At 56.1% G+C, this 6,111-nt stretch carries 7 protein-coding genes; 2 read left to right on the top strand and 5 right to left on the bottom strand.

Features of this window, described 5'->3' with window-relative positions; genetic code table 11:
• The first annotated feature begins 171 nt into the window (after positions 1-171).
• Together HMPREF1986_RS00635 and HMPREF1986_RS00630 are read left to right on the top strand one after the other, a co-directional pair.
• Positions 172-1,098, top strand: coding sequence for a LysR family transcriptional regulator (locus HMPREF1986_RS00635; protein ID WP_036598557.1), 927 nt, complete (start codon positions 172-174; stop codon positions 1,096-1,098).
• Positions 1,095-1,946, top strand: a complete 852-nt coding sequence (locus tag HMPREF1986_RS00630) for an Mrp/NBP35 family ATP-binding protein (RefSeq protein WP_021772773.1) — start codon at positions 1,095-1,097, stop codon at positions 1,944-1,946. Before HMPREF1986_RS00635 ends, HMPREF1986_RS00630 begins: the two co-directional genes overlap by 4 nt.
• Before the next feature lie 320 nt (positions 1,947-2,266).
• Here HMPREF1986_RS00630 and HMPREF1986_RS00625 read toward each other — a convergent pair whose 3' ends face one another.
• From HMPREF1986_RS00625 to argF, 5 genes are all read right to left on the bottom strand, one after another.
• Positions 2,267-2,566, bottom strand: a complete 300-nt coding sequence (locus tag HMPREF1986_RS00625) for an HPr family phosphocarrier protein (RefSeq protein ID WP_036598554.1) — start codon at positions 2,564-2,566, stop codon at positions 2,267-2,269.
• A 64-nt stretch (positions 2,567-2,630) separates the two neighbouring features.
• The gene (locus HMPREF1986_RS00620) at positions 2,631-3,314 is read right to left on the bottom strand and encodes an epoxyqueuosine reductase QueH (RefSeq protein WP_021772772.1); all 684 of its coding nucleotides are present in this window, start codon (positions 3,312-3,314) and stop codon (positions 2,631-2,633) included.
• Complete coding sequence (gene rpoD / locus HMPREF1986_RS00615) at positions 3,311-4,465, bottom strand: RNA polymerase sigma factor RpoD (RefSeq protein WP_036598608.1); 1,155 nt, start codon at positions 4,463-4,465, stop codon at positions 3,311-3,313. Before rpoD ends, HMPREF1986_RS00620 begins: the two co-directional genes overlap by 4 nt.
• A 317-nt stretch (positions 4,466-4,782) precedes the next feature.
• The gene (locus HMPREF1986_RS00610; RefSeq protein WP_021772770.1) at positions 4,783-5,082 is read right to left on the bottom strand and encodes a DUF6637 family protein; all 300 of its coding nucleotides are present in this window, start codon (positions 5,080-5,082) and stop codon (positions 4,783-4,785) included.
• Positions 5,082-6,095 carry an ornithine carbamoyltransferase gene (argF, locus tag HMPREF1986_RS00605; protein ID WP_009214597.1) on the bottom strand — a complete coding sequence of 338 codons (1,014 nt, stop codon included), beginning with the start codon at positions 6,093-6,095 and terminating at the stop codon, positions 5,082-5,084. Before argF ends, HMPREF1986_RS00610 begins: the two co-directional genes overlap by 1 nt.
• Between the last annotated feature and the right edge of the window lie 16 nt (positions 6,096-6,111).

The raw sequence follows: 6,111 nt of genomic DNA, 5'->3' as shown, positions 1-6,111 counted from the left end.
GATGCGAAGAGCGATCCGCGCTCGGAATGCATTTGCTTTTCCATTATCCCAAGGCGTACATTTCCATGCTAACAGTCCTATTGCTATAATCCCAATATATGTTTATAATGTTTAGCATGAATTTAAATTATGATTTCGGCACAGACATTTCGGCAGAAAGGGGGCAGAGCAATGACAGAGCAAAACCTGTCCGCCTACCGGATCTTCTATGAGGTGGCGAAAAACGGGAACATTTCGAGAGCCGCGAAAAGACTCTATATCTCCCAGCCCGCCATCTCGAAATCCATCGTAAAGCTGGAGGAAGGTCTGGACACCAAGCTTTTTAAGAGAAACTCCCGGGGCGTCACTCTGACCGACGAGGGGGAGGTTCTCTACCGGCATATAGAGGAGGCATTCGGGGCGATCGGAGAGGCAGAGCTTGAGCTTCGGAGGATGAAGGACTTAAATATCGGTCACCTCCGGCTCGGGGCGAGCACGACCATGTGCCGCTATGTCCTCCTCCCCTATCTCCGGAAATTCATAAAGAGATTTCCGAATATCCGAGTCTCCATCGTTACGCAGGATTCCGGCCGCACACTCTCCCTTTTGGAGGCGCGGAAGCTGGATCTTGGGATTACGGCAGAGCCGAAGGGAAAGCATCCCGGGCTCTGTCTCTGCTCCCCGAGAAGGATCCATGACATCTTTGTCGCGACCCCGCAGTATCTCGAAAATCTCAGGGAGATTTCCGAGGGAGAGCCGGATATCTTCCGGGAGGCCAATATCCTCCTCCTCGATGAACACAATATGTCCAGGCGGCATGTCGATGAGTATTTTAAATCCATCCAGAGAGAGCCCCAGCAGGTGCTGGAGGTCAGTACGATGGATCTTCTCATCGAATTCGCGAAGGTCGGCATCGGAGTCTCCTGCGTCATAAAGGAGTTCGTTGCGGAGGAGCTTCGAAGCTCCCAGCTCTCGGAGCTTCCTCTGGAAAGGGAGATTCCGAGCAGAAATATCGGCTTTATCTACAGCGAGGCAAACCGCTCAAAATCTCTGGATGCCTTCCTCAGTATCGTGGAGGAGAATAAGGGCACAGAGAAAAAAGGAAAGGAGCAGAAATGAGCGAGCAAGAGAATCCTTCGGGCTGCAGTTCCAACTGCAGCTCCTGCGGAAGTAATTGTCCCTCCCGGCAGGGGGGGATTCCCAAATCGAAGCTGGCTCCCGGGAGCAGCGTAAAAAAGCTGATCGGCGTCGTATCCGGGAAGGGAGGGGTCGGGAAGTCTACCGTCACCTCTCTTCTGGCCTGCGGGACCAATCGGGACGGCTTTCGGACCGGCATCATCGATGCGGATATCACCGGCCCCTCCATCCCGAAGGCCTTCGGCATCGCAAACGACGGCATCGGCATCTCGGAGGACGGGAAGCTGATGCTTCCGGACCGGAGCGCAAACGGCGTGGAAATCATTTCCACGAATCTCCTCCTCGAAAATGAGACGGATCCCGTGATCTGGAGGGGCGCCATGATCGCAGGCGCGGTGAAGCAGTTCTGGGAGGAGGTGCTCTGGAAGGAGATCGATTTCCTCTTCGTGGATATGCCGCCGGGGACCGGAGATGTGCCGCTCACCGTCTTTCAGTCCCTTCCGCTGGACGGGATCATCATCGTGAGCTCTCCCCAGGAGCTGGTCTCCATGATCGTCACAAAGGCGGTCAATATGGCAAAGAAGATGAATATCCCGATCCTCGGTCTGATCGAAAATATGTCCTATCTCCTCTGTCCGCACTGCGGTGAGAAAATCCAGGTCTTTGGAGAAAGTCATATTGAGGAAGCCGCAGAGAGGGAGGGGCTCCGCCTTCTCGCAAAGCTCCCCCTCGATCCGAAAAATGCCGAATACATGGACTGCGGTGCGGTGGAATCCATCGATCTCAGCCCCATAAATGACGCCGTCCGGGCAGTGGAGGCTCTCTTATAGATCCTTCCGGAAAGCAGTCGGATCTTATCCTCATCGGCTTCCCGCTTCGGTGCTGTCTCTCAGGGAGCGCAAATAGGGCATAAGACCTTAAGAACAGCACTTAAATTGTTGTAGTTGTAATCTAAGGGAGCATGAAAGGGGGCATAAGACCCCTGAGGGCAAAGGGAAAGAGAAAGAGCAGGAGCTTCGGATACGATCCCGGCTCCTGCCCTCTTTGATGTTTTATGATCTCGGAGAATCTTTTCTCTTCTTTATTTCGGAGAATAACCCTATCTTCTTTTTCCCGGGGAGTCCTTTCTCACTTTTCTTTTATGAGAATTTTACGAAGAGGCCGGTCCGCCGTTTTCCTCCGCGATCCCCTCGCCAAGCCCCGTCTCAATCGCATGGCAAACCGCATCGAGTGCCTCCGCCTCGTCCGGTCCCGTGCATTCCACCGTGAGGACCGCGCCTCTCTTCACCCCGGCCGCCATCACATTAAGAACAGATTTCCCGACGATATTTCTCTCCCCGTAATGCAGGATGATATTACTCTTAAAACGAATGCAGGTCTGCGTCAAAACCCCGGCGGGCCGTAAATGAAGCCCCGATTCATTGACGACTTTCACTTCTTTGCTTACCATACCGTTCCCTCTTTCTGGACTTTTTTTCATGATACTTCGCGGAAAGTTCTTTGTCAAGAAAGGCTCAGGAGACGGAGGGAGCCCTCCGTCTACCGGCCTCCTCCCGGGAGAACTCGCAGCCGCAGTAGTCCTGCCGATAGAGGGAATATTCCTTCGAGAGCTGGACGCTCCGCAGAAAGCGGTTTCCCTTCTTGAAATCAGAAGGCAGGTAATGAAGGCCCTGTCTCTCCGCGATTTCCGTCCCGAGACGGTTCAGAAGGGCGGCATCCTTCAGGGGAGAGAGGGAGAGCGTCGTACAGAAGTAGTCGAAGTGCTCTCCCTGAAGCTCCAGGCGTCTCTCCTCCTCCGCTGTCTTTTCCAGGCGGAGGCGAAAGCACTCCCGACAGCGCTTTCCCCGCTCGGGCTCCCGCTCGAGCCCTCTGGATACCGCGAGAAATTCCTCATGCCGGTAGGAAGAGAGCAGGAGCCGAATCTCAGAAAGTCCCATCTCCAAAAGCAGCCTCTTCAGCTCCCCCGCCCGGCGGAGGTATTCCTCTTCTGTCTCGATATTCGGATTATAGAAGAGAATCGTGATCTGAAAGTAACGGCTCAGGTACTCGAGGACGGCGCTGGAGCAGGGGGCACAGCAGGCATGGAGGAGAAGCCTCTTCCGCTCCCCCTTTTCCGAGATCTCCTCCAGAATGCGGTCGAGACGCTTCTGAAAATTCTCCTTCGCCCCCGCGCAGGAGGGCTCTCCGTTTCGCCTCATGTGAGGAAGTCCCGGATTCGCTTGGAGCGGACAGGATTTCTCAGCTTCCGGAGTGCCTTCGCCTCGATCTGCCGGATCCTTTCCCTCGTGACATTGAATTCCTTCCCGACCTCCTCCAGCGTCCTGGGATGTCCGTCCTCCAGGCCGAAACGGAGGACAATGACCTGCCGCTCCCGCTCCTTTAGGTCCCCGAGAAGCGAGTCAATGTGCTCCCGGAGCATGACGGCCTCGACATTGCTCTCCGGCGTGAGAACATTGGCGTCCGCGACGAAGTCTCCGAGGTTGGAGTCGTCCTCCTCTCCGATCGGCGTCTCCAAAGAGGCCGGCTCTCTCGCGATCTGCATGATCTCCTGGACCTTGTCCTCGCTCATGTCGAGATGCTCCGCCAGCTCCTTTACGGAGGGCTCGTAGCCGAGCTCCAGCGTGAGCTTCCTCTGCATCTTTGACATCTTATTGATGGTCTCCACCATGTGGACCGGCACGCGGATCGTCCTCGCCTGGTCCGCCAGCGCCCTCGTCACGGACTGCCGGATCCACCAGGTGGCATAGGTGGAGAGCTTGAAGCCCTTTTCCGGGTCGAACTTCTCGACTCCCTTGATGAGGCCGAGATTCCCCTCCTGCACGAGGTCCAGAAAGCTCATCCCGCGGCCCGTATAGCGCTTTGCGATGGATACCACGAGGCGCAGATTCGCTTCGATGAGTCTCTGCTTCGCCGCCTCATCTCCCTGCTGCTTCCGGATCGCAAGGGCGTACTCCTCCTCCGCGCTGAGAAGGGAGACCGTTCCGATCTCCTTTAAGTACATGCGGACCGGGTCCTCTGTACCGATACCCTCCAGAAGGTCCACCGCGTCGAGATCGATCTCCTCGCTCTCCTCCTTCAGAAAGCTTTCATCATCGAGGGGAAGAAGCTCATCATCCGGGGAAGCCTTCGCCTTTCCGGCCTCCAGATCCTTGATCGCGGCCTCATCCACCACCGGATTGATCTCTATCTTTCTGTTTTCGATCAGGCGGACCACGTTGTCCATCTGCTCCTCGCTGAGCCCCGACTGTCGAAAGGATTCCAGGATCTCGCTCATGTCGATGGCATTTTTGTTCGCCCTCGCCTTTACGCAGATCTTCTCTATTTTTTTCAGTAATTCTTCCCTCTCCAAGATTTCCCCCACTCCTCTCTCTTTCGAAAAAGTAATTTATGATATGGCCGCTTCCCCCGCATAGGAGGGTATTTCCTCAAAGCCGCAAGTGCGCCAGCTCCGCTTCGCGTCTTCGACGCTTCGCCTCGCTGCCGGGCGGCCGTTCCCCGCGCGGAAGGGTATTTCCTCAAAGCCGCAAGTGCGCCAGCTCCGCTTCGCGTCTTCGACGCTTCGCCTCGCTGTCGGGCGGCCGCCCTATAGAAATCCCCCCTCTCTCCCGCTTCGGTCCGCTGTGCGCCCCGCGCGGGAGAGAGGGGGGATTTCTGCACTTGCGGCTTTTATCGCCATATCTCCACAGCGGATATGGCGGTGAGGAGAAGCAGCAGTATTCCGGTGATGATGTCGAATGCGGTGCGGGCTCTTCGTTTTTTTTCGTGGGGAAGCTGTATGATGGTATAGCCCGCGCTGATCAGTCGGAGAAGCGCCGCTGTCAGGAAGATGAGCGGGAAGAGCATCATGTTCTGTTCGGGGTCGAGAAATGCCAGCGCCGCCATGACGAGGATCAGGATCCCCAGTACGATGTGGATGATGTCCAGCTTTCTTCCGCTTCCTCTCGAGCCGCTGTGAAGCTGCTGCATCAGATTCCTCCGAGCGTCGCGTAAACGACCGCTTTAATGGTATGCATGCGGTTCTCCGCTTCGTCAAAGACCACGGAGCGCTCCGATTCAAAGATCCGGTCCGTCACCTCCATCTCCGAAATCCCGTACTTTTCATAGATCTCCGCGCCGATTTCCGTCCTGGTATTGTGGAAGGAGGGCAGGCAGTGGAGAAAGATCGCCTCCGGCTTCGCATAGGAGAAGGCCTTCTCATTGACCTGGTAGGGCATGAGGTCGTAGATTCTCTTCTGCCAAAGCTCCGCAGGCTCTCCCATGGATACCCAGACATCGGTCGCGATCACATCCGCATTCCGGCAGCCCTTCTCGACGGATTCCGAGAGAGAGATCGAGCCCCCGCTCTCCTCCGCGATACTCTGGCATTGCTTCACAAGCTCGATATCCGGGAAATACTCCTCCGGGCAGCAGGCCGTGTAGTGCATCCCCATCTTCGCGCAGGCAACCATATAGGAATTCCCCATGTTATAGCGGGCATCCCCGAGATAAGAGAGCCTGAGCCCCTTGAGCCTCCCGATATGCTCCTCGATGGTGAGGAGATCCGCCAGAAGCTGCGTGGGATGAAATTCATTGCTCAGTCCGTTCCATACCGGGACCGAGGAGAAGCGGGCGAGCTCTTCTACCTTCGCCTGTTCGAATCCCCGGTACTCTATGCCGTCATACATGCGGCTCAGAACCCGCGCCGTATCTTCGATGCTCTCCTTTTTTCCGATCTGAGAGCCCTCCGGACTCAGGAAGGTAGTCCCGAGGTTCAGATCCCGCGCCGCAACCTCGAAGGCGCAGCGGGTCCTGGTGGAGTTCTTTTCGAAAATGAGGGCGATATTCTTTCCCTGAAAGCTGACCCCGTGTATGGGCCTTCCATCGCTGCGGGCGGCCTTTTTCTCCGCCTTCAGCCTCTTTGCGAGGTCCAGAAGATAGCGGATCTCCTCCGCCGTGAAATCCAAAAGCTTCAGAAAATCTCTGCCGGATAGCTTAAGCATGTACCCTCCTTTTTCC

The organism is Oribacterium sp. oral taxon 078 str. F0263 (genome assembly GCF_000469565.1).
GTDB lineage: Bacteria > Bacillota > Clostridia > Lachnospirales > Lachnospiraceae > Oribacterium.
This window is presented reverse-complemented; position numbering and strand designations above follow the sequence as displayed.

What these genes read in the sequence shown, in the direction of transcription:
- HMPREF1986_RS00635 (WP_036598557.1), top strand. Translation starts at nt 172, where the DNA reads ATGACAGAGCAAAACCTGTCCGCCTACCGGATCTTCTATGAGGTGGCG.
- HMPREF1986_RS00630 (WP_021772773.1), top strand. Translation starts at nt 1,095, where the DNA reads ATGAGCGAGCAAGAGAATCCTTCGGGCTGCAGTTCCAACTGCAGCTCC.
- HMPREF1986_RS00625 (WP_036598554.1), bottom strand. Translation starts at nt 2,566, where the DNA reads ATGGTAAGCAAAGAAGTGAAAGTCGTCAATGAATCGGGGCTTCATTTA.
- HMPREF1986_RS00620 (WP_021772772.1), bottom strand. Translation starts at nt 3,314, where the DNA reads ATGAGGCGAAACGGAGAGCCCTCCTGCGCGGGGGCGAAGGAGAATTTT.
- HMPREF1986_RS00610 (WP_021772770.1), bottom strand. Translation starts at nt 5,082, where the DNA reads ATGCAGCAGCTTCACAGCGGCTCGAGAGGAAGCGGAAGAAAGCTGGAC.
- argF (WP_009214597.1), bottom strand. Translation starts at nt 6,095, where the DNA reads ATGCTTAAGCTATCCGGCAGAGATTTTCTGAAGCTTTTGGATTTCACG.